Raw genomic sequence first — 18,647 nt, 5'->3', positions numbered from 1 at the left:
ACCCGTGATTGTTGCCTCGGCGCTATCGGCTGTCAGGACTCCGACCAGCACCGAGGCGCGAACCAGGCAGATGACCCATGGCCGCTACTTGACCTTGCCGTTGGAAGTCTTCGTGATCGACAGTTCGGCCACGATGGGCAGGTGGTCGGACGCCGTGGTCCGGATGACCTCCGCCGAGGTGGCGGTGGCTCCCCGCGCGGTCAGGATGTAGTCGATGCGCAGGCTGGGGTTCTCCACGGAGCCGCTGCCGGGGAGGCCTTCGAGGTCGGGGCCGAAGGTGTAGTCGTCGCCCTGTCCGAGGGCGGCGAAGGTGTCGGTGAACACCGAGAACAGGGGCTGCAGTTCCGGGGCGTCCGGTTCGGCATTGAGGTCTCCCACGATGACCGCCGGTCGCTCGCTGGCACCGGTGATGTCGAGAATCTCCTCGACCTGCAGTGCGCGCTGTTCCTCGCGCTGGAAGTCCAGGTGCGTGCTGTAGAAGGCGACGTGATTGCCGCGGACGTTCACCACGGCTTCGAGCAGACCTCGCTGCTCGGTGGGCCGCTCCTCGTAGTCGATGTTCGTCAGGAGGTGGTTCTCCGAGGAGATGATCGGGTATTCGCTGAGGATGGCGTTGCCGTACTGGCGGTTGTCCACATCGCCGGGCAGCGGTGGTTCGTCCAGATTGGCGCCGTATACGACGTGCATGTCGAGCCGCTCGGCGAGCCACTCCGCCTCGTCCAGGAACTCACTGCGTGAGCCCCAGTGGTTGTCCACCTCCTGCAGGCCGATGATCTCGGCGCCGGAATCCTCGATCACCGACGCTGTGCGCTCGAGGTCGAACTGGTTGTCACCGTCCGCGCCGTAGTGGATGTTGAAGGACATCACGGTCACCTCGGTGCTCTTCTCGCCGGCCTTCGAGGGGGCGGCGAGGGCCGGTCCGGCGCCGAGCAGGGTGCTGCCGGTGATCAGGGCTGCAACGGAACCCGTGGTCAGCAGTTTCTTCAACATGGTGAGTTCTCCTCGTGGTGGGGCGGCGCCATCTCAGGGAGCGATGGACAGGGCGGCGGCATGCCGGGGCTTCCCGGTGCGAGCATCACGAGGGTCCTTTTCGGGCTCCGGACAAGTGATCTATGCCACTCGTTCATCTTGGACTAGACCAATTTGTCCGTCAATGGATTGGTTCAGACCAAAAGCACGGCGGGTTGATGAGCGGCGCGGCCGGGCTGACCGCTCATCGGGCTCCGATGCCCGACGGCGTCGCCGAGTGCGGATCATCCTGCGTGGCGACCGGGTCGCCCAGGAAGGCCAGGCTGCGCCGCAGCGTGTGAATCCAGCCGTCCCACCCGAGGTCGCGCCACGGCGCCCGCTCCTCCGGGGGAACGGCCAGGCGGCCGATCACTGTGTACACCGACAGCACAGCGGCTGCGGCCAGCACCAGGAACACGAACGAGATCATGATGAGCTCCTTGCCTGCGGTGTGCCGGTCGATCCGGCTCACCCTCACGCTGACAAGCCTCGTCGGCCGGAGTCTCTCGCACGAGTGGCAGAAATGACTACCTCCGGTCATTTTCTGCCAACTTTGTAGGCGCTCTGCCGCGGAGTCCCGGATGAGCGGAACGCTTGTTCGAGATCGCGGCCATGACGGAGCTCGTCGGCCGCGCTCTCGCGGCCGAGGTGCTCAAAAAGCGGTGCTCAGGAGGTGGTCGCGAAGCGGCGGCGGTACTGCTGCGGGCTGAGCCGGCGGATCCGGGTGAAGTGGTGGCGCAGGGTGGCCGCGTTGCCGAAGCCCACGTCCGCGGCGATGCGCTCGACGGGCAGATCGGTCTCCTCGAGGAGCTGCTCGGCCCGGTGCAGGCGCCGCGCGGTGATCCAGGCGTGCGGGGTGGTGCCCGTCTCGTCGCGGAAGCGGCGGGCGAAGGTGCGCGGTGACATGGCGGCGCGCCGGGCCAGGGCGTCGACGTCGAGCGGCTCGTCGAGGTGTCCCACGATCCAGGTGAGCAGCGGGTCCAGCGTCTCGGCCCGGCGCTCGGGGACCGGGTCCTTGATGAACTGGGCCTGCCCGCCCTGGCGCTGCGGCGGCACCACCATGCGCCGTGCCACGGTGTTGGCCGCCGCCGAGCCGAACTCCTGGCGCCACAGGTGGAGACAAGCGTCGAGGCCCGCCGCGGTGCCGGCGCTGGTGAGGATGCTGCCGTCCTCCACGTAGAGGACCTCGGGCACCACCTGCGCGGCGGGGAAGCGCTCGGCCAGCTCCGCGGTGTGCATCCAGTGGGTGGTGCAGCGGCGGCCGTCGAGCAGTCCGGCGGCCCCCAGCACGAAGGCGCCCGAGCAGATGGACAGGAGCCGGGCGCCACGGTCGTGGGCCGCGCGCAGCGCGTGGATCACCTCGGCCGGGACCGGGATGTCCCGGGACATGGCCGGGAGGACCACGAGATCCGCCGCAGCCACCCGGTCGAGGCCGTGCTGGACCGCCAGGTCGAAGCCGGCGATCGTGCGGACCGGCCGCCCATCGGGGCTGCATACAGCGAAGTCCATGACGGGCAGGCCGTCGCCCGAGCGGTCGATCGCCCAGGCCTCGCAGGCCACCCCGAGCTCGAAGGGGGAGACCTCGTCGAACACGATGACGGCCACGTTGCTGATCATGGGTTCATGCTTCCAGTGGACCGGCAGGAAGTCGACGGAAGTCCGAAAACTGACAGTCGCGGCGGGGAGGGCACGCGAGGAGAATCGAGGCCAGCAGCACTGAGGCACGGACGGCGGGAAGAGGACGGTGGGCCATGGAGAGCACGGGCGAGGGCGAGCGCCGGAAGGTGGCGGTCCTGGGAGCGACCGGGCAACTGGGCGCACGGGTGGTGGCACAGCTGCGCGAGCGCGGGGTCGACGTCGTCGAGGTCTCCCGCGGGCAAGGCATCGACGTCTGTTCCGGCGAAGGCCTGGACGCCGCGTTCGAGGGGGTCTCCACCGTGGTGGACTGCCTCCACTTGGCGACACTGTCCCGCAAGCGCGCCGTCGATTTCTTCACCACCACCGCACGCAACGTGCAGGCGGCGGCACAGCGAGCAGGGGTGTCCCGAATCGTGTGCGTCACCATCCTCAACGCGAGGGAACCCGAGGTGCACCGGTGGATGGGCTACTACGCGGGCAAGGCCGCCCAGGAGCAGACCTACCGTGCCGGACCCGTCCCGGTCGTGTTCGTGGCCTCGGCGCAGTGGTACGAACTGGCCGAGACCCTGCTGTCGCAGCTGCGCATCGGCCCGCTCTCCGCGGTACCCGGGATGCGCTCCCGACCGCTGGCCGCCGACGAGGCCGCCGCGTTCGTCGCCGACCGTGCCCTGGAGCCTGGCGGCACCGCGACCTCCGACGACGCCGTCATCGCCGGCCCCGAGGTCCGCGACATGGCGGAGCTGGCCCGTGCGATCGACCAGCACCGAGGAGGACGCCGGAAGATCCTCCGGGTGCCGATGCCGTTCACCGCCCTGGGCAACGGCGGCCTCCTGCCCCAGGGGGACTTCACGACCGCCCCGGCCCGGTTCGAGGACTGGCTCAGCAACGCCTTGTGAGGGACGGCCGCCTGCGTCACCGCCGTAGCCGTCCTGCCGGGGACGTGGCACCGGAATCCCACGCCGCTCGAGGTGGAACCGGCCGCCCTGCTGCTACCCGATCGGTGTCGGCGGCCGTTGCCCGCCGAGCACGGCGAGCACGTTGTCGGCGGCGAGCACCGCCATGGCGGTGCGTGTCTCCACCGTGGCGGAGCCCAGATGCGGTACCAGCACCACGTTGTCGAGCTCCAGCAGCTCGGGATGCACCTGGGGCTCGTGCTCGTAGACATCCAGTCCGGCGCCCGCGATCCGGCCCTCGCGGAGGGCGGCCGCGAGCGCCGCTTCGTCGACGATCGGTCCGCGCGCGGTGTTGACGAGGTACGCCGAGTTCTTCATCGCCGCCAGCTGCTCGGCGCCAATCAGATGGTGCGTGGCGGGCCCATAAGGACAGTGCAGCGACACGACGTCGGAGACGCTCAGCAGCTCGTCGAGATCGACCCGCCGGGCGCCCAGCTCGGCGGCGATCCCGGGATCGATCTCGCTGCGCGACTGGTAGACGATCTCCATGCCGAAGGCCTTGGCCCGCCGCGCGGTCGCCTGACCGATGGCGCCCATGCCGACGACGCCGAGGGTCTTGCCCTGCAGGCTGCTGCCGAGCAGGAAGAACATGCCCCACTTCCAGTCCTGGCCGGAGCGGATGAGCCGTTCCCCCTCGCCGAGCCGACGGGTCGCCATGAGGATCAGACCGAAGGCGATGTCGGCGGTGGCGTCCGTGAGCACGCCGGGGGTGTTGGTCGCCACGACGTCGCGTTCGCTGCAGGCGGGCACGTCGATGTTGTCGTAGCCGACGGCGACGTTCGCGACCACCTTGAGCTGCGGGCCGGCGGCGTCGAGCAGCTCGGCGTCGATGCGCTCAGTGAGCAGACTCACGACGGCATCCGCCCCGGCCACCCGGCGCAGGAGCTCCTCGCGGCCGATCGGCTCCGGATCCGGCCACATCTCGACCTCGTGGGCGGCGCGGAGCTTTTCGACCGCGGCGTCGGGCACCCGTCCCGTGACGACGACCCGGCTCATGCCGTCTCGATCCACTCGCGCAGGCGGCCGAGGCCCTCGCGGATGTCGGCGACGTCGATGCCCGAGTAGGCGAGCCGAATGTACTGCCGGTCCTCGTCGGGCTGGCGCCGGCCGAAGTGCTCACGCGTGCAGAAGGAGACGCCGGTCTGGTGCAGCGCTGCCGTGGCGAAGTCACCGACTGCCGTGTAGCCCATGCTCTCCATGGTCTGGGTGACGTCGGGGAACAGGTAGAACGTCGACTGCGGTACGGCCACGTGCATGCCGGGGATGGCGTTCACCAACTCGCATGCGGCGTCCCGGCGCTCGCGCAGGATGTCGAGCGTCTGCTGCACGGGTTCCTGGGGGCCGCGGAGTGCTTCGATGCCGGCCCACTGCACGTAGTGCGTGGTGCACGACTCGTCGTTGGTGTTGAGGGTGCCGAGCACCGTGGCGATCTCTGGCGGCGCGACGGCGCAGCCGAGGCGGGAGCCGGTCATCGCGAACTTCTTGCTGAACGTGTAGAGGATGACGGTGCGCTGGGCCATGCCGGGGAGCGACGCGATCGAGTTCGAGACCCCTTCGTAGCGCGTCTCGAAGTAGGCCTCGTCGGAGAGCACCCAGAGATCGTGCTCCTGGGCGATTTGCGCGACGGCCTCGCGCTCGGCCGCCGTCGACTCGGCCGAGATGGGGTTCTGCAGGTCGTTGTAGATGATGGCGACCGTGCTCGGGGTGATCGACGCGCGCACCTGGTCGAGGTCGATCGCGAAGCCGTCCTCCGTGGGGAGATAGCGGTACGGCACCGACGTGCCCCCGAGGTACTCGATCTGGGACTCGTAGATCGGGAAGCCGGGGTTCGGGTAGAGCACCTCGTCGCCGGGGTTCATGACCGCCTGCAGGAACTTCGTGATGACGGGCTTGCCGCCCGTCATCACCACGATGTTCTCGGGACTGAGGTCGATGCCGCGACGCGATCCGAGGTCCTCGGCGAGGGCCTCGCGCAGCTGCGGAATGCCGGGGCCGGGGCAGTAGCCCGTGTGGCCGTCGGCGATGGCCCGGTCCATCGCCTCGATGATGTGCGGGGCCGTCGGGATGTTGATGTCGCCGAGGTGGAAGGGGTACACGCGGTTCCCCTTCGCCGTCCAGGCGGCCGCGGCCTGGGCGACGCTGAAGGCGGTTTCGGTGCCCAGCCGTTCGAGCCGGTGCGCGAGTTGGCGCATGCTGTCCCACTCCTCGTCGAGTTGGCGATCGATCCTCCGGCGGATCCGGGTCGAGCCTACGAGCCATGCATCTGGCTGGGAAGGGTGATCCTCAGATGGATTCGCACCGTGGACATCGCCGCGAGGACTCCCGCGTCCAGAGGTCGTCCCCGTGGGACTCGGGAGTGCGGTTCCCATCGGGACGGCCGGGAACCGCACTCCCCGCTCAGGTGCGTGGGGTCAGCGCACGCGGAGGTAGACGGGGCCGGAGCCGACGTTGACGGTCTGGATGACCGTCTGGTTGCCGTTCCAGCCGCCGTGGACGGCCTTGCCGCCGCCGATGTACACGGCGATGTGGGCGAAACCCATGCCGCCGTTGGCGTAGTAGACCAGGTCACCGGGCTGGGCCTGGGCGGCGGAGACCCGGGTGCCGAGCTTCAGGTAGGAGGCCGGCCACCCGTGGTGGTTGATCCCGGCCGCGCGCAGGGACTTGGTGACCAGGGCGGTGCAGTCCTGGCCCACGCCGAGCTGGTTCTTGGCGGCGGCGGCGATGGTCGCGGCCTTGCCGGACTGGGACTGGATGCTGACGAGCTGCTGGGGGGCTGCGGCGGGGGCGGCCTGGGCCGGGGCCACGCTGCTGAGCGCCAGGGCGCCGCCGGCGACCGCCAGGATCGCGGTGCGTCCGAGGCGGAACGAGCTCTGGGCGCGGTGGCGGGGCATGCGGGACTGGAAAACGGGCATGAGTGATGTCCTCCCTCTTGCCTGCGAGGTGAGCTGTCGGATGCGGGTGGGAGACACCCGGTCGTCAGGGCGGGGGCCCTGACGACTTAGAGGTCATTTCATAATGAGTTCGACGTAGCCCTTGAGTGCTGACGGGGTCCTCGGTGACCCTGGTGGGCATGATGGGGGATCTCGTACCGGACTCGCTGTGGGAGCGAGTCGAGCCGTTGCTGCCACCACGCCCACCCCGGCGCCACCAGCACCCAGGGCGCAAGCCCGCCGATGACCGGACAGCTCTGGCCGGGATCGTGTTCGTGCTCAAGACCGGGCTCGGCTGGAACCAGCTGCCCCGGGACCTGCTCGGCGTCTCCGGAGTGACCTGCTGGCGGCGCATGAGGGACTGGACCGAGGCCGGAGTGTGGCCGGCGGTACACGAAGTGCTGTTGGCTGAGCTGCGCGCGGCCGGGGCACTGGACCTAGACCGGTGCGCTGTGGACGGCTCGCACGTGCGGGCCCTCAAAGGGGGGACCACATCGGGCCCAGCCCCGTCGATCGCGGCCGGCCCGGTTCCAAGCACCACCTGATCGTTGAGGCGAACGGCATCCCGCTACAGGTCACCCTCACCGGCGGCAACCGCAACGACGTCACCCAGCTGTTGCCCCTGGTCGACTCGATTCCGCCGATCCGCGGGTTGCGTGGTCGGCCCCGCCGCAAGCCCCGGGAACTGTTCGCGGACCGTGGCTATGACCACGACAAGTACCGGCGGCTGCTGCGCGCCCGCGGGATCACTCCGCGCATCGCCCGTCGAGGCGTCGCCCATGGTTCCGGGCTGGGCCGGCATCGCTGGGTGGTGGAGCGCGGCTTCGCCTGGTTGCACTCCTACAAGCGACTCCGGACTCGGTGGGAACGCCGGGCCGACCTCCATCTCGGACTGCTGCAACTGGCCTGCGCGCTGATCTGCCACAGACGCCTCACCGCATTATGAAACAAGTTCTTAACCCCTAGGTCCCGGGGGAGGGACCGTTCATGGTTCCCCCGCTTCTGCCGAGCGATATGTCTGGGGGCCCCGGGCACCGGCAGAATTCGGCGATGTGCACAGGGATACCGATCGGTGAGGCGACCGGCACGAAGAGAACACTAATCGAAAGATAACGGAAAAGTCTCGCTTTGATCACGGGCGTGTCTCGACGTTTGTTGTCGACCCAGTCGTGGACCTCCGCATCCAGACGAAGTTGCCTGTCGAGGGCGCCGATCGGGACCTCCGGGGAGGCTCAGCTCGAGACGAAAGTGCTCTTGACCTGGAGGCCTATCGAGGTGAAGGCGATGGGTAAGCACGCTCTGGCCTGCATCAGGACGTTCAGTGGTAGGGCCCGTGTCTGGGCGCGACAAATGAGGAGTAAAGCTCCACAAAGCCTTTGGCTGTCCGCGCTCAGTCCTTTTACTTCAGGAGGGCAAGGGCGTCTTCTTCGGGTGTTTCAAGGTTCGATCAAGAATTCACAAAAGGAAAATGATTGGTGCTGTGGTGATTCTCAGGCACAGCCGGACTTCTTTGCGGACACTGCCGCAATGCGTGCCGGACCCCGCATGCCAGGGGACCGCTGCGTTCGTCGCCGATAGTGCTTCGGAGCCCGCTGACGCGACGACAGTCGGCGATGCCGCTGCCGGCGGACCCGAGATGCGGGATATGGCGGAGCTGGCCCGTGCGGTCGCCGCTCGGGCCAGCTCGTCGGCGTCGCGGGGCTGAGCCGACGGCCGGTGCTGCGGTGCCGGCCGGATCAGCCGATGGCGATGGCGTCGAAGTCCTCGCTGATGACCAGTTCGCCGGAGAAGTTCTCGGCGGCCTTCTCCCACTTCTCGACCGGCCAGTTGCCCGGCACTAGGTGGTTGAGCACGAGCTTCTTCACCCCGGCGCGCTCGGCAATGCCCCCGACGTCCTCGATCGTGGTGTGCGCCCCGATCAGGTGCTGGTACTCGGCCTCGGCCGCAGCGTCGCGGGGCTCGGGATGGCGCTGGGCCACCCACTCGGCGGCGATGGCCTCGTGGACGAGGATGTCCGAGCCCTTCGCCAGTTCCACGAGGTTCTCGCTCGGCCCGGTGTCCCCGGAGAAGGTCACGGAACCGGTGTCGGTGTCGAAGCGGAACGCGAAGGCCGGGAACACGGGGGCGTGCTGGACCAGGGTGGCCGTCACCTTCACCCGGTCGTCCTCGAAGACCTCCACCGGGCGCATGCGCGGGTGCGGATCCCCGTTGGGGTCGTCGATCAGCTCGGCCGGCAGCTCGATGTCGCGACCGGCGAAGAAATCCTTGGGCGGCGGGTAGCCCGAGTCGATGATGCGGTCGTTGAAGTCGGTGGCGAAGGTCTTGATCATCGCCTCGATCGTCTCCCGGGTGCCCGGGGTCGGGTTGCCCGGGTTGACCACCTGGTCGGACGGGATCTGCGCGCCCTGGTAGCTGATCGGCAGGGCGCCGCGGTTGCCGGGACCGTAGATCTCCAAGACGCGGTCGGGGATCGCTACCCCGTTCTGCAGCCCGGTGCCGAGGATGTTGTAGAGGTCGGAGATGTGGTCCGAGTGCAGGTGGGTGAGGAACACCGCCACGAGGGCGTCCAGGGGACCGCGCATGTCCTTGTCCCAGGTGCCCAGCTTGGCCTTCTTGATCTGCTTGCCGACCCCGTCCCCGGCGTCGACGAGGTAGTACTTGTCGCCGACCACGACCGCGGAGGCCACGCCCTCGCGGTGGGAGTCGTTCCACCACGGCGGGCCGCCGCTGGTGCCCAGCAGCACGACCCGGCTCGTCGCGTCGGTGGTCAGCGGGGGCCGTCCCGGGGCGCGGCCGGGGGCGGACGCCGCAGCGGAGGCGGTGCCGGAGGCGCTCAGCGTGCCTGATGACGCTGCGCTTCCCGAGGCGCAGGCGGTGGCGGCCAACGGCGTCAACCCGAGTGCGGATGCGAGGCCCAGGGCGCGGCGGCGGGAGATCCCCGACGAGGAGCGCGACATGCGATCAGAGTCGGACATGGTGATCCCCCAGGTGTGATTCAGAACATGGACGAACCTCCAGTATGAAGGACGTCTGCCCAGGTGAGCCGGGATATGGGGGATTCTGATCAGACTCAGTTGACTCGGATTAGGACTTCGTGCAGATCAGTCCCCGAGGCCTGTGCCGCACACGGGGTGGGCGGCGTGAAGCGCGGCGTCTCGCGGTGGGTGAACTGGACCGCTGTGCTCCCCGGCCCGTTGCCGGTGCCCTATCCCGTCTGCTGCAGTGGGGCCCGCCCCCGGCCCGGTCGGCCGGCCAAGGCCTGGACGATGTCGAGCCAGGCCTCGGCGTCAGGCCCTCCGCCACGAGGTCCCGTCCTGACGGTGCCGCCGGGTAGCGAGCAGGGCAAATGCCAGGGCCGGGCCCTGGACGCGCTGCGCCGCCTCGGCCGGCCCCCAGGTCCAGGTCTCGTCCTCGTGGGTGAGCTCGACGCGGAACGGCTCGGCCGGCGGTTCCAGCCGGCGCTGCTGGAAGAGGTAGTCGCGGGTGGCCACGCCCATGTGGGCGACGTGCCGCAGTCGGTGCCGCGGCGAACGATTGACTCTCACATCGACCTCGAGTGCGCAGTATTCGGAGCGGCCCCCGCCCGGAAACCTGGGCGTACTGGGCGGAGAACCGCCGGACGGCGACGGGCAAGCGGTGTCAGCCGCTCACTGCGGTTCCCAGGTGCCGCAGCGCTTGGTCTCGAAGTCCTGTCCCTCGGCCAGTGTCACGGTCGGCCGGCCGCCGCCGGGGATGTCGTTGGCGATGATGTCGTCCCCGTTGGCGCCAGAGGCGAGGATGGCCCAGTAGCACCGGGAGCCCACGTCGGCGGTCGAACGGTACGTGCCAGGAGCGATGTCCACGCCGACGGTCCACGTGCCTTCGCGGATGGTGTTCTCAGCCTTCTTCTGCTCGGTTCCGGAGACGGCTTCCTCCCGCGCCTCGACAGCACTCTCCGCTTCCTCGACGTCGCCCTCGCGCTCCTCGAGGGCCTTCTCGGCAGCGACGACCTCGTCCTCGCGCTTCTGGAGCTCTGTGTGTCGGTCCTGGAGGCCGGACGACATCGTGTCGTAGTCCGTCTGGAGGGACTCGTAGTCCTCCTCGACGTCCGCCTTGGCGGAGGCCAGGGCGGCGTACTCGTCGCTCGAGGTGGGGTCCGACGCCACGGCACCTCCGATGCCGAGGCCGCCCGCGAACAGCGCGACCCCGGCCACTGCCATGACGATCGGCTTGGTCCTGCTCTTCTGCCGATCCGGGGCAGACGAGTCGGCCCCGATGTCGGACCGGTCACGCCGGAACGACGTCGTGGCGCGCGTCCAGGCGCCGGCGAGAGCCGCGCCGGAGCGACGGGAGGCGGGACGATCCGTGCTGCCCACCTCATGTGCCGCTTCCGGATCACTGGCAGGCAGGGGCTGGGTCAGGGGCTCGTTCTCTCCCGCACCAGCATTGGTTTCCGCGTCGTCGAACCAGAACTGCCATCCGTCCGGCGCCGGACCCCACGCAGGGTCGGGGGACCATCCGGGGTGGGGAGTCCAGCCTTCCGGGGGCTGCGGCCAGGTGGGGGGAGCGTTGAAGCGCATGGGGACATCCAGGGGGTCGAGCGGAGGTTGCAAGCACAAACGTAACGGGGAGTGGGCGCGCTTCCTTGCCGAGCGGTCACAATGCAGAAATGTGCGGTCCTGAAGCATTGGACACCGAGCCCGGGAGGACCGGCCATCTCCGGGTAGTTGCCGTGGAAGGTCGTCCTCGTCCCGGCTGCGATGGACCCGTCATCGACGTCCTTTCACCCACCGGATGACGGTCACGATCAGCCAGGCGACGAACACGAGCGGAGCGATCAGCCAGGAGAATCCGACGACGGCAGCCCAGACGGACTCCGGCACCCCGACGATGCTCAGCAATGCGCCGACGATTGTCATGCCCACGATCAGGAACAGGATGATCGACCACATCACGACGTGGAACACCCAGCGACGTTGCGGCTTCACCCGGGGTGACGCCTCGGCAGGCAACGGAGGGTCCCACGGCTGCCGCGGGCGGACGGACAGCGGGGGGTCCCAGGGCTGTCGGGGTGGTGCGGCGTACGGCGCCGAGGAGGACTCCGCGGAACCCGGCCGGAGCGGAGCCTCCACCCTCGGCGCCGCGTGGGGTTCGACGGTCCAGGTCTCAGCAGGCGCTGGGCCCGCCGAGGCCGGCACGGACATGCCGGACTGCTTCGGGGCGACCTGCGGTTCCGGCGGGGCCGTGACCGGTTCCGGAGGGATGGAGCTGACAGGAGTCGTGTCGTCGAGCACCGCGGGTGGGTCGACGTCGTCCTCGACCGGTGCTCCGGCCTCTGCCCGTTCCAGCAGCTCCCGGAGCTCCGGTTCCCCGATCACGGCGATGCGCTGACCTTCCTGAATGCGCTCGGCAGCCTTCTTCTCCTTACCGGTGGCGCCGGTCAGCGGTGGATTGCTGACCTGGGCCCCGGCGCCGATCACCAGGCACGTGACCTTCTTCGTGAGGTTCTGCGCGACGACGGCACCGGCCCCGCGCATACGCTCCTGAATCTCTTCACGAGTTCCGAAGGAGAGATCCCCGGTGATCAGCACGACCTCGTTCTCAAGGGTGGTCGGTGAGGGAACGGTGGGATCGGCGAGGGACGGGCCGGTGGCCGGCCGCTCCCCGGGCGTGCGGAACACCGACTCCGGGGCCCGCCGGGAACCCGCCGAACGTGCGGGCGACGAGCCAGTGGTGGAGCGGCGCGGCGCTCGTTGCCAGAGTTCGTCCACGGTAGAGGCGCCGGTGCGGCGGGCCAGCTCGACGGTCACCTGCGCCGCGGCCAGGGCATCGGCCTCGGCCTGGTGGTGCGGGAAGTCGTCCAGGCCGAGATGGCGCACCACGGTGGGGAGCTTGTGGTCCACCAGGTCGAGATGGCCTCGCGAGAGCTGGAGCGTGCAGTGGAACCGCGGCAGGGGAGACTCCACGCCCGAGGCCCGGTTGGCGGCCCGCCACACGGACTCGTCGAAGGACGCGTTGTGCGCGACGACGGGCAGATCGGCGCAGAGCCGGTGCAAGCGCTGCGCGGTCTCCCGCCAGGAGAGTCCATCGGCCATGCACTGCTCCCGGGTGATGCCGTGAATGGCGGTGTTCCTCCGCTCGAAGTGATCCGCCGGCGGTGGAGGTTTGACGAGCCAGGAGTCCGAGGACTGCACCCGGCCGTTACGGACGACAGCGACGCCCACGGCGCACGCCGATTCCCTCTTGCCGTTGGCCGTCTCGAAGTCCACGGCCACGAAATCCAGATCCGGCACGGCTACTCCACCTCCTCGATGACGAGATTGAGTCCGTCGTCGGGGTGGTAGCCCCAGGACGCCTCGAAGTCGTCCCAGGTGCCCATCTGTCGCCCGTCGAGGGCGCGGGTGCTGTCCATGCGGGCAATGACGCTGTCCGAGGCGTCCAGTCCCTGGAGGACACACACCGTCTCGTAGATGTCGGCACCGTAGGTGTTGTCTTCGCCCGTTGTCTGGATCGTCACGCTGTGCCCCTCGTCGCCGATCGAGATGCCGGCCGCGTCCGTCAGGCCACAGTCCTCGACGGCGGATTCGATGGCGGTGGACCCGAAGCCCACGTCGGCACTCCCGGCGTCCGCGGCGATGTCGGAGCCCGAGGCGGCAGGCGTTGCCGGGGACGAGGCGCCGGCGCCCACCATCACTCCCAGAAGCAGTCCGGCGATTAAACCCGTGCCGCCGAAGATCCAGTGCCGGCTGTCGGAGGAGACCGCGGACGACCAGAGTTTCCTCAGTCGCATCAGGAAAGACGCTGTCTTCTTCTTAACCTTCGTGGCGGTCGGGGAGGCAGCGGGTTGCGCGTCCTCGACCCAGAACTGCCAGTCGTCGGGTGCGGGACCCCACGCCGGGTCGGGGAACCAGTTCGGCGGAGGTGTCCAGCCGGAGGGCGGCTGGGGCCAGCTGGGGGGTGTGTTGAACTTCATGGCGCCATTCACGGACGGGGATGATTACCTGCGCAAACGTATCCTGGGGCTCGGACGTCGAGGAAAGTTGTCACGTCACAGGACGCTTCGGAGGTCGATCACCGAGGGGATCAGGCCAGCGCCGACGTTCGGATGTGGCGCGGAGGCGCAGGCGACCGGTCTGCTGGTCACTCGTGCGGGGGACCGCCTGCGTGGGCCTATGCCTCAGTGCTCAACGCCCAGAACCGAGTGCGCGATGAGCATGTCGAGGCGCCGGACGTCGACCTTCTTGCCGACCCTGATCTTGATGCGCCCGGCGCGGGTCCAGAGCTCGAGCTCTCCGTCGAGGTCGAAGGTGCCGGCGTTCTCGGACGACCACATGGTGATCCCTGAGTACGGCAGGGAGTAGACCTCGACCTTCCGCCCAGTCATGCCCTGGGCGTCGCGGACGATCAGCCGTTTGGTGGTGAAGACGGCGCTGTCGCGGAAGGTCTTGTAGGCGGCCACGGGCTGTTCTCCCGGGACCATGAGTTCGGCGACGTCGCTCGGGATGGGGCACTCGGCCACGAACATCCACTGGGTCACTGCTGCTGTTTCCATGACTGCTCCTGTCGTCCACGGAATCGGGGCCGCCGCAAGACTTCCGGCGTCCCCACATCTGTCCATTCACAGTAGTGAATGCAGGCGCATACGATCCAGGCATCTAGTGCAGTGCTTCGGAAGGAGTGCCATGGTGGCTTCACGGGGACAACGGACGACGACGGGACCGCCGCCGCGCTTCCCGGTGCCGCCGGATGGATACCAGTTGCTCTACACCGTCACTTGCACCAAATGCGGGGCGAAGGAGCCGACGTTCTCACTGGAGGGGCGGTTCCCGCGTCACTGCTCCCCCGTGAACGGCCGGTCCGTCTGTGTGCGCAGCGGTGCCGAGTTCCTGGCCGGGGAGAAGCGGCGGGTGACGTGGCGGGTGGTGCAGAGGGTCGTCGCCCCGGAGGCCACCGGCCGGCCCGAGGCGCCGCCGACGCCGCGAGCGCCGAGATCAGCGGCGTCGGTGGAGGACAAGACTCCCGGGTTCAAGACCGATCAGTCCCCGAAGGGTCGAACGGCCTCGACCGGAACCAGCCGGAAGATGTCCCGCCTCGAAGCGGAACGTCGCTACTACTCCTCGGACACCGAGGAGGCCAATGATGCCCGGTACCGCGAGTGGCAGGAGCTGAACACCGGATCGGTCAGTGTCGTGGCGCGGCCGTGCGCGCCGCAGGGAACGGGCCGGCGCCGCTGAGTGCGCCCGGCGGGGCGCCGGGTCGGAGGGGCATGACGTGGAAGAGCAGGCAGCCGCTCAGTGGTGACCACCACGAGAACTCTTGTCCGGTAGGGAACGGGTGCCCTGCAGCCTGACCACTGCTGCACCGGAGCTGCACCCCAGGGGTGTTCCTGCCCGAACCTGCGCCCACTCCTCGTCCGTTCTACAACAGCGGGGCTCGCCCCGGACCCGGTCGGCCGGCGAAGGCCTGGACGATGTCGAGCCACGCGTCGGCATCGGCGCCCTCGGCGACGAGGCTCCCGTCCTGTCGGTGCCGCCGCCGGGTGGCGAGCAGGGCAAAGTCGAGGGCCGGACCGTGGACGCGTTGCACGGCCTCGGCCGGTCCCCAGGTCCAGGTCTCGTCCTCGTGCATGAGCTCGACGCGGAACGGCTCGGCCGGCGGTTCCAGCCGGCGCTGCCAGAAAGCGTAGTCACGGGTGGCCACGCCCAGGTGGGCGACGTGCCGCAACCGGTGCGAGGCGACCGGGGGCACTCCGAGAGCGTCGCGGACGTCCTGGCCATGCGCGAAGGTCTCCATGATCCGGGCGCTGGCCATCATGGGCGCCCCCATGGGCGGACCGATCCACGGGATGCGCTTGCCCCCCGGCACGGCGGCGAGCCGCTCGAGCACGCGGCGTCGGCTGTCCTGCCAGGACGCCACGATCTCGGCCGGGGCACGTGTGGCGCCTTCTGCGGCGGCGCGGTCGACGACGTCGACCTCCGCCCCGAACCGCTCCCTCAGCTGCGCGAAGACCTCCGGCTCCTCGAGGGCGGTCAGCACGGTCCGCTCCGTCCAGCTGAGGTGGGCGACCTGGTGGCGGATCGTCCACCCCTCCGCCGGCGTGGGGCGGTCCCAGTCCTCGGCGGACAGCGGCCGCAGCATCTCCTCGAGCAGGTCCCCCTCCTGGCACAGGTCGGCCAGCAGGACGGCTGGGTCGGGGCGGGTCATCGGCTCATCCCGGTGCGCAGCTCCTTCTCAGGGAACCTGTCGGTTGCCCTCCACAACAGTTCTTCGGCGGACTCTACGCCGGCGGGCACCTTGTGCGAGCCGCCAAGTGCTCGCGGCACCAAGTGCGCGGCTATTCGATTGGTGGCAGCAAACATGTCTTCTGGGTGCGGGTGATTGAGGCAAAAACGTTGGGGTGCAGGTCACCGCCCCCGTTTCGACAGCCGCCGTCATGTCAGAAGGCTCGAGTCGGGTTCTTCCACACGGCCCCGTCGCCGGTGAGTTCGTACAGGCCCGCGTCCAGCGCTCGGTGGTGATTGGGGCACAGAAGCCGCCCATTGGCGACGTCGGACGGACCACCCTCGCTGTCCGGAACGACGTGAGCGGCCTCCAGAATGAACGTTTCCTCCAATCCGCAGACAGCGCACTCTGCTGGATAGTGCCGCAAAAGCAGCCTCCGGAAGGCCTGCTGGTGCAACCGACGCCTGCTGAAACCGACGGTGTAGCGCGCTTCGATCGCCTCGGCAGCCCGCTCAACCGGTCGGTGGGACGCCCAAAGAAGTTCCAAATCGTCCGCGATTTCGGGAGGCAAGAGAACTCCGCCGCCCTGGAAGGTCCAGCCACTGCCCGGAATCCGCGTCTGGAGCGACTCCCGCGGCAGCACGTCGTTCGGGTCGAGCAGGGTGTCCCAGGCGACGTCGACGAACGGGGCCCGCTCCTGCCGCTCCGTGTCCCAATGATCCCAGTACTCGATCTCGCTGAGGGCGGTTCCCGAGGCGATCATGCCGAGAGGCTTCGTCCCCACCTCGAGAAGGAAGATCCGGTCCCCAGGGTGCATGCCGGAGGTGCGGCTTCCCGTCGACCACCTGTCCGGGGCTTGCCCCTGGTCGGCGATGAGCCGCAGCATACGATCGCTGTCTCCCTCTGACCATTCCCAGCTGCCGGGGTTCCACAGGAGCACGAAGGTCGCCGGAGGACGTGTGGAGCCCGCACTCGGGTCTCCTCCGACCACGTTGAACCCCAGATCCATCAGTTTGCGCGCTGTCGTGTTCAGGCCCCCGTTGAACATCTCATGACGCAGAGGTCTGCCGTGCTGATAACCGCAAGCGGCCCCGATGAGCGCTTTGGAGTCGTAGCGTCTGCCCTGATACTCCACGAAATAGGTGCTGGATCGGCCAAAGCCGTACTTCTCCAGGAACCGATCTCGCCCGAGCTCGTCGAACTCGTGCATGGCCGCCACGACGGCTCCGGGATCGGTGAGGTCACTCAGTTTCATGCTTTGCACTCTAGAGCGGGACTGATGCACGGTTCGGTGACACCTTGACCTGACCCACGGTTTGGTTTCCACTCGTGGTGACTAGCTTCCAGCGGTGGTGAGTGCCTGTGGTGTTCGCGCGAGGTCGTATTCGTGCGGGGTGGCGTACTGGAGTGCGGAGTGGCGTCGTCGTCGGTTGTAGAACACTTCGATGTACTCAAAGATCGCGTTCGCCAGCTCGATCCGGGTCTTCCACTTCCGACGGTTCAGCAGTTCGATCTGCATCGTCGACCAGAACGATTCCATCATGGCATTGTCGAGGCCGTCGCCGACCGTGCCGAACGAGGGCAGCAGCCCGGCCGAGCGGATCTTCTGCGTGAACACCCACGAGGTGAACTGGACCCCGTGGTCGGCGTGGACGATTCCGCCGGCACCGGGCTTCCGGGCGCGGATGGCCATGTCCAGGGCATTGATGACCAGGGTGGAGTCCTGCTTGGAGTCGATGGCCCAGCCGATGATCTTGCGGCTGCAGGCGTCGAGCACCGCTGCGCAGTAGACCTTGCCCTCGCGGGTGGGATGCTCGGTGATGTCCGTGACCCACAGTTCGTTCAGCGCCAGGCGGTGGAACTTCCGGTTGACGAGGTCGTCTGCGGTCGCCACGCCTCGAAGCCGCTTGATGCGCGCCGGGCCGGGCAGTCCGCCGATGCTGGCGCGCGTCATCAGCGCGGAGATGAGCCGGCTGGAGCAGGGGATGCCCATGCCGATGGTGAGTTCCGCGTGGATGCGGCGGTAGCCGTAGGTGCCCCGAGAGGCCACGTGGATCTCGCGGATCAGCCCGGTGAGCCAGCGTCGGCGCAGTTCCGTGGCGCTGGTCGGACGCTTGCGGTACCGGTAGTAGCCCTGGCGGGAGACGCCCAGGAGGCGGCAGCAGGTGTGGACCGGAGCCCCGGCGTCGACGAGACGGTCGATCACCGGGTGCGCCCTTTTGGGGGGAGTCCGTCCTCCTCATCGAGCCAGGTGGCCGCGTGGCGGATGATCGCGATCTCCTGCTCGAGCTGGCGGATCCGGCCGCGGGCCGCGCGGAGCTCAGCCGATTCCTGGGTGCTGCGCCCGGGCCGGCGGCCCTGGTCGATGTCGTCCTGGCGCAGCCAGGAATGGAGCGTGACAGGGTGGATACCAAGATCAGCCGCGGTCTGCTTGACCTGGCGGCCCTCGCGCACGAGAGCGATCGCTCGTGCACGGAACTCAGGAGGGTAGGGGCGGGGCATAGCGGTGAGCCTTCCATGAAGGCCTTCGACTAGCGACCGCCACTGGAAACCAAACCGTAGGTCAGGTCACACTGGAAACCAAACCGTGGGTCAGGTCAACCTGTCACCTATCGGTGCATCAGTCCCAGTCGCTGAAGATCGATCCCGGTGTTGCTTTGGGGTATACCCCAAAGCGACGTCTCGGCTACCAGCGACAGTGCGCTGCAGTAGGGTCCCAGCGACACTTCTGCACCGGGAGTGCGTTCGGGTCTAGTCCTGATGCAACGAGGCAACGTCTCTCAAGGCATGGGTTATGAGGCATCGCAGTTGTGAAACACAGTCTCGCTGCAGCGTCGTTGGCTGCTGAGGTGGGGGAGCGCTGGACCATAGAAGGGTCGTCTAGATGTGATGTCCAGGGAGGTTGTCCCGCCGCAAG

At 68.5% G+C, this 18,647-nt stretch carries 19 protein-coding genes; 3 read left to right on the top strand and 16 right to left on the bottom strand.

What is annotated here, in order from left to right; translation table 11 throughout:
* Positions 1-84: 84 nt before the first annotated feature.
* The 3 genes from ACZ2G1_RS11285 to ACZ2G1_RS11275 all read right to left on the bottom strand — a co-directional run bounded on the left by ACZ2G1_RS11285 (position 85) and on the right by ACZ2G1_RS11275 (position 2,625).
* A complete protein-coding gene (locus ACZ2G1_RS11285) occupies positions 85-990 on the bottom strand; it encodes an endonuclease/exonuclease/phosphatase family protein (RefSeq protein WP_470376809.1) in 906 nt (301 codons plus the stop codon).
* A gap of 223 nt (positions 991-1,213) precedes the next feature.
* Entirely contained in the window at positions 1,214-1,480 is a 267-nt protein-coding gene (locus tag ACZ2G1_RS11280; RefSeq protein ID WP_470376808.1) for a hypothetical protein, read from the bottom strand.
* A gap of 194 nt (positions 1,481-1,674) precedes the next feature.
* Positions 1,675-2,625 carry a helix-turn-helix domain-containing protein gene (locus ACZ2G1_RS11275; RefSeq protein WP_109221509.1) on the bottom strand — a complete coding sequence of 317 codons (951 nt, stop codon included), beginning with the start codon at positions 2,623-2,625 and terminating at the stop codon, positions 1,675-1,677.
* A gap of 134 nt (positions 2,626-2,759) precedes the next feature.
* Between ACZ2G1_RS11275 and ACZ2G1_RS11270 the strand changes: the two genes are divergently transcribed.
* On the top strand, positions 2,760-3,542 hold the full coding sequence (locus ACZ2G1_RS11270; protein ID WP_470376807.1) for an SDR family oxidoreductase: 783 nt from the start codon (positions 2,760-2,762) through the stop codon (positions 3,540-3,542).
* A gap of 93 nt (positions 3,543-3,635) precedes the next feature.
* Here the strand turns inward: ACZ2G1_RS11270 and ACZ2G1_RS11265 are convergent, their stop codons facing one another.
* The 3 genes from ACZ2G1_RS11265 to ACZ2G1_RS11255 form a co-directional block, all read right to left on the bottom strand.
* The gene (locus ACZ2G1_RS11265) at positions 3,636-4,595 is read right to left on the bottom strand and encodes a 2-hydroxyacid dehydrogenase (RefSeq protein ID WP_470376806.1); all 960 of its coding nucleotides are present in this window, start codon (positions 4,593-4,595) and stop codon (positions 3,636-3,638) included.
* Positions 4,592-5,791 carry a pyridoxal phosphate-dependent aminotransferase gene (locus ACZ2G1_RS11260; RefSeq protein WP_470376805.1) on the bottom strand — a complete coding sequence of 400 codons (1,200 nt, stop codon included), beginning with the start codon at positions 5,789-5,791 and terminating at the stop codon, positions 4,592-4,594. The genes ACZ2G1_RS11265 and ACZ2G1_RS11260 overlap by 4 nt, the downstream gene beginning before the upstream one ends.
* Before the next feature lie 219 nt (positions 5,792-6,010).
* Positions 6,011-6,511 (bottom strand): NlpC/P60 family protein, encoded by a 501-nt coding sequence (locus ACZ2G1_RS11255; RefSeq protein ID WP_470376804.1) that lies wholly within the window; start codon positions 6,509-6,511, stop codon positions 6,011-6,013.
* 158 nt (positions 6,512-6,669) lie between these two features.
* Here ACZ2G1_RS11255 and ACZ2G1_RS11250 point away from each other — a divergent pair.
* Positions 6,670-7,475, top strand: a protein-coding gene (locus ACZ2G1_RS11250) for an IS5 family transposase (RefSeq protein ID WP_470376661.1) whose coding sequence is annotated in 2 segments (ribosomal slippage) — positions 6,670-7,009 and positions 7,009-7,475 — 807 coding nt in all. Because the reading frame shifts where the segments join, the coding sequence is not laid out codon by codon here.
* A gap of 790 nt (positions 7,476-8,265) precedes the next feature.
* Here ACZ2G1_RS11250 and ACZ2G1_RS11245 read toward each other — a convergent pair.
* The 7 genes from ACZ2G1_RS11245 to ACZ2G1_RS11215 all read right to left on the bottom strand — a co-directional run bounded on the left by ACZ2G1_RS11245 (position 8,266) and on the right by ACZ2G1_RS11215 (position 14,522).
* Positions 8,266-9,486: an MBL fold metallo-hydrolase gene (locus tag ACZ2G1_RS11245; protein ID WP_470376803.1), complete on the bottom strand. Its 1,221-nt coding sequence runs from the start codon at positions 9,484-9,486 to the stop codon at positions 8,266-8,268.
* A 330-nt stretch (positions 9,487-9,816) separates the two neighbouring features.
* Complete coding sequence (locus ACZ2G1_RS11240; RefSeq protein WP_470376802.1) at positions 9,817-10,074, bottom strand: hypothetical protein; 258 nt, start codon at positions 10,072-10,074, stop codon at positions 9,817-9,819.
* A 102-nt stretch (positions 10,075-10,176) separates the two neighbouring features.
* Positions 10,177-10,728, bottom strand: a complete 552-nt coding sequence (locus tag ACZ2G1_RS11235) for a hypothetical protein (protein WP_470376801.1) — start codon at positions 10,726-10,728, stop codon at positions 10,177-10,179.
* A 549-nt stretch (positions 10,729-11,277) separates the two neighbouring features.
* Positions 11,278-12,801, bottom strand: coding sequence for an exonuclease domain-containing protein (locus ACZ2G1_RS11230; protein WP_470376800.1), 1,524 nt, complete (start codon positions 12,799-12,801; stop codon positions 11,278-11,280).
* Between the two features lie 2 nt (positions 12,802-12,803).
* A complete protein-coding gene (locus ACZ2G1_RS11225) occupies positions 12,804-13,481 on the bottom strand; it encodes a hypothetical protein (RefSeq protein WP_470376799.1) in 678 nt (225 codons plus the stop codon).
* A 204-nt stretch (positions 13,482-13,685) separates the two neighbouring features.
* Positions 13,686-14,060 (bottom strand): PH domain-containing protein, encoded by a 375-nt coding sequence (locus ACZ2G1_RS11220; RefSeq protein WP_368812189.1) that lies wholly within the window; start codon positions 14,058-14,060, stop codon positions 13,686-13,688.
* Positions 14,061-14,339: 279 nt separating this feature from the next.
* Positions 14,340-14,522, bottom strand: coding sequence for a hypothetical protein (locus ACZ2G1_RS11215; RefSeq protein ID WP_470376798.1), 183 nt, complete (start codon positions 14,520-14,522; stop codon positions 14,340-14,342).
* A gap of 67 nt (positions 14,523-14,589) precedes the next feature.
* Between ACZ2G1_RS11215 and ACZ2G1_RS11210 the strand changes: the two genes are divergently transcribed.
* Complete coding sequence (locus tag ACZ2G1_RS11210) at positions 14,590-14,742, top strand: hypothetical protein (protein WP_470376797.1); 153 nt, start codon at positions 14,590-14,592, stop codon at positions 14,740-14,742.
* Between the two features lie 184 nt (positions 14,743-14,926).
* Here ACZ2G1_RS11210 and ACZ2G1_RS11205 read toward each other — a convergent pair whose 3' ends face one another.
* The 3 genes from ACZ2G1_RS11205 to ACZ2G1_RS11195 all read right to left on the bottom strand — a co-directional run bounded on the left by ACZ2G1_RS11205 (position 14,927) and on the right by ACZ2G1_RS11195 (position 18,232).
* On the bottom strand, positions 14,927-15,712 hold the full coding sequence (locus tag ACZ2G1_RS11205; RefSeq protein ID WP_470376796.1) for a TIGR03084 family metal-binding protein: 786 nt from the start codon (positions 15,710-15,712) through the stop codon (positions 14,927-14,929).
* A 232-nt stretch (positions 15,713-15,944) separates the two neighbouring features.
* Positions 15,945-16,985, bottom strand: coding sequence for an HNH endonuclease (locus tag ACZ2G1_RS11200; RefSeq protein WP_470376795.1), 1,041 nt, complete (start codon positions 16,983-16,985; stop codon positions 15,945-15,947).
* Between the two features lie 81 nt (positions 16,986-17,066).
* Positions 17,067-18,232, bottom strand: a protein-coding gene (locus tag ACZ2G1_RS11195) for an IS3 family transposase (protein ID WP_470376693.1) whose coding sequence is annotated in 2 segments (ribosomal slippage) — positions 17,067-17,956 and positions 17,956-18,232 — 1,167 coding nt in all. Because the reading frame shifts where the segments join, the coding sequence is not laid out codon by codon here.
* Positions 18,233-18,647: the final 415 nt, after the last annotated feature.

The organism is Kocuria sp. KKT182 (assembly GCF_055635395.1).
The sequence above is the reverse complement of the archived record's forward strand: the minus strand, read 5'-3'. Positions and strand labels throughout refer to the sequence as shown.

Excerpts from the sequence above, each read along its gene's own strand:
- ACZ2G1_RS11265 (WP_470376806.1), bottom strand. The coding sequence starts at position 4,595 with ATGAGCCGGGTCGTCGTCACGGGACGGGTGCCCGACGCCGCGGTCGAA.
- ACZ2G1_RS11255 (WP_470376804.1), bottom strand. The coding sequence starts at position 6,511 with ATGCCCGTTTTCCAGTCCCGCATGCCCCGCCACCGCGCCCAGAGCTCG.
- ACZ2G1_RS11235 (WP_470376801.1), bottom strand. The coding sequence starts at position 10,728 with ATGGCAGTGGCCGGGGTCGCGCTGTTCGCGGGCGGCCTCGGCATCGGA.
- ACZ2G1_RS11245 (WP_470376803.1), bottom strand. The coding sequence starts at position 9,486 with ATGTCGCGCTCCTCGTCGGGGATCTCCCGCCGCCGCGCCCTGGGCCTC.
- ACZ2G1_RS11220 (WP_368812189.1), bottom strand. The coding sequence starts at position 14,060 with ATGGAAACAGCAGCAGTGACCCAGTGGATGTTCGTGGCCGAGTGCCCC.
- ACZ2G1_RS11210 (WP_470376797.1), top strand. The coding sequence starts at position 14,590 with ATGTCCCGCCTCGAAGCGGAACGTCGCTACTACTCCTCGGACACCGAG.
- ACZ2G1_RS11275 (WP_109221509.1), bottom strand. The coding sequence starts at position 2,625 with ATGATCAGCAACGTGGCCGTCATCGTGTTCGACGAGGTCTCCCCCTTC.
- ACZ2G1_RS11200 (WP_470376795.1), bottom strand. The coding sequence starts at position 16,985 with ATGAAACTGAGTGACCTCACCGATCCCGGAGCCGTCGTGGCGGCCATG.
- ACZ2G1_RS11270 (WP_470376807.1), top strand. The coding sequence starts at position 2,760 with ATGGAGAGCACGGGCGAGGGCGAGCGCCGGAAGGTGGCGGTCCTGGGA.
- ACZ2G1_RS11260 (WP_470376805.1), bottom strand. The coding sequence starts at position 5,791 with ATGCGCCAACTCGCGCACCGGCTCGAACGGCTGGGCACCGAAACCGCC.
- ACZ2G1_RS11205 (WP_470376796.1), bottom strand. The coding sequence starts at position 15,712 with ATGACCCGCCCCGACCCAGCCGTCCTGCTGGCCGACCTGTGCCAGGAG.
- ACZ2G1_RS11225 (WP_470376799.1), bottom strand. The coding sequence starts at position 13,481 with ATGAAGTTCAACACACCCCCCAGCTGGCCCCAGCCGCCCTCCGGCTGG.
- ACZ2G1_RS11285 (WP_470376809.1), bottom strand. The coding sequence starts at position 990 with ATGTTGAAGAAACTGCTGACCACGGGTTCCGTTGCAGCCCTGATCACC.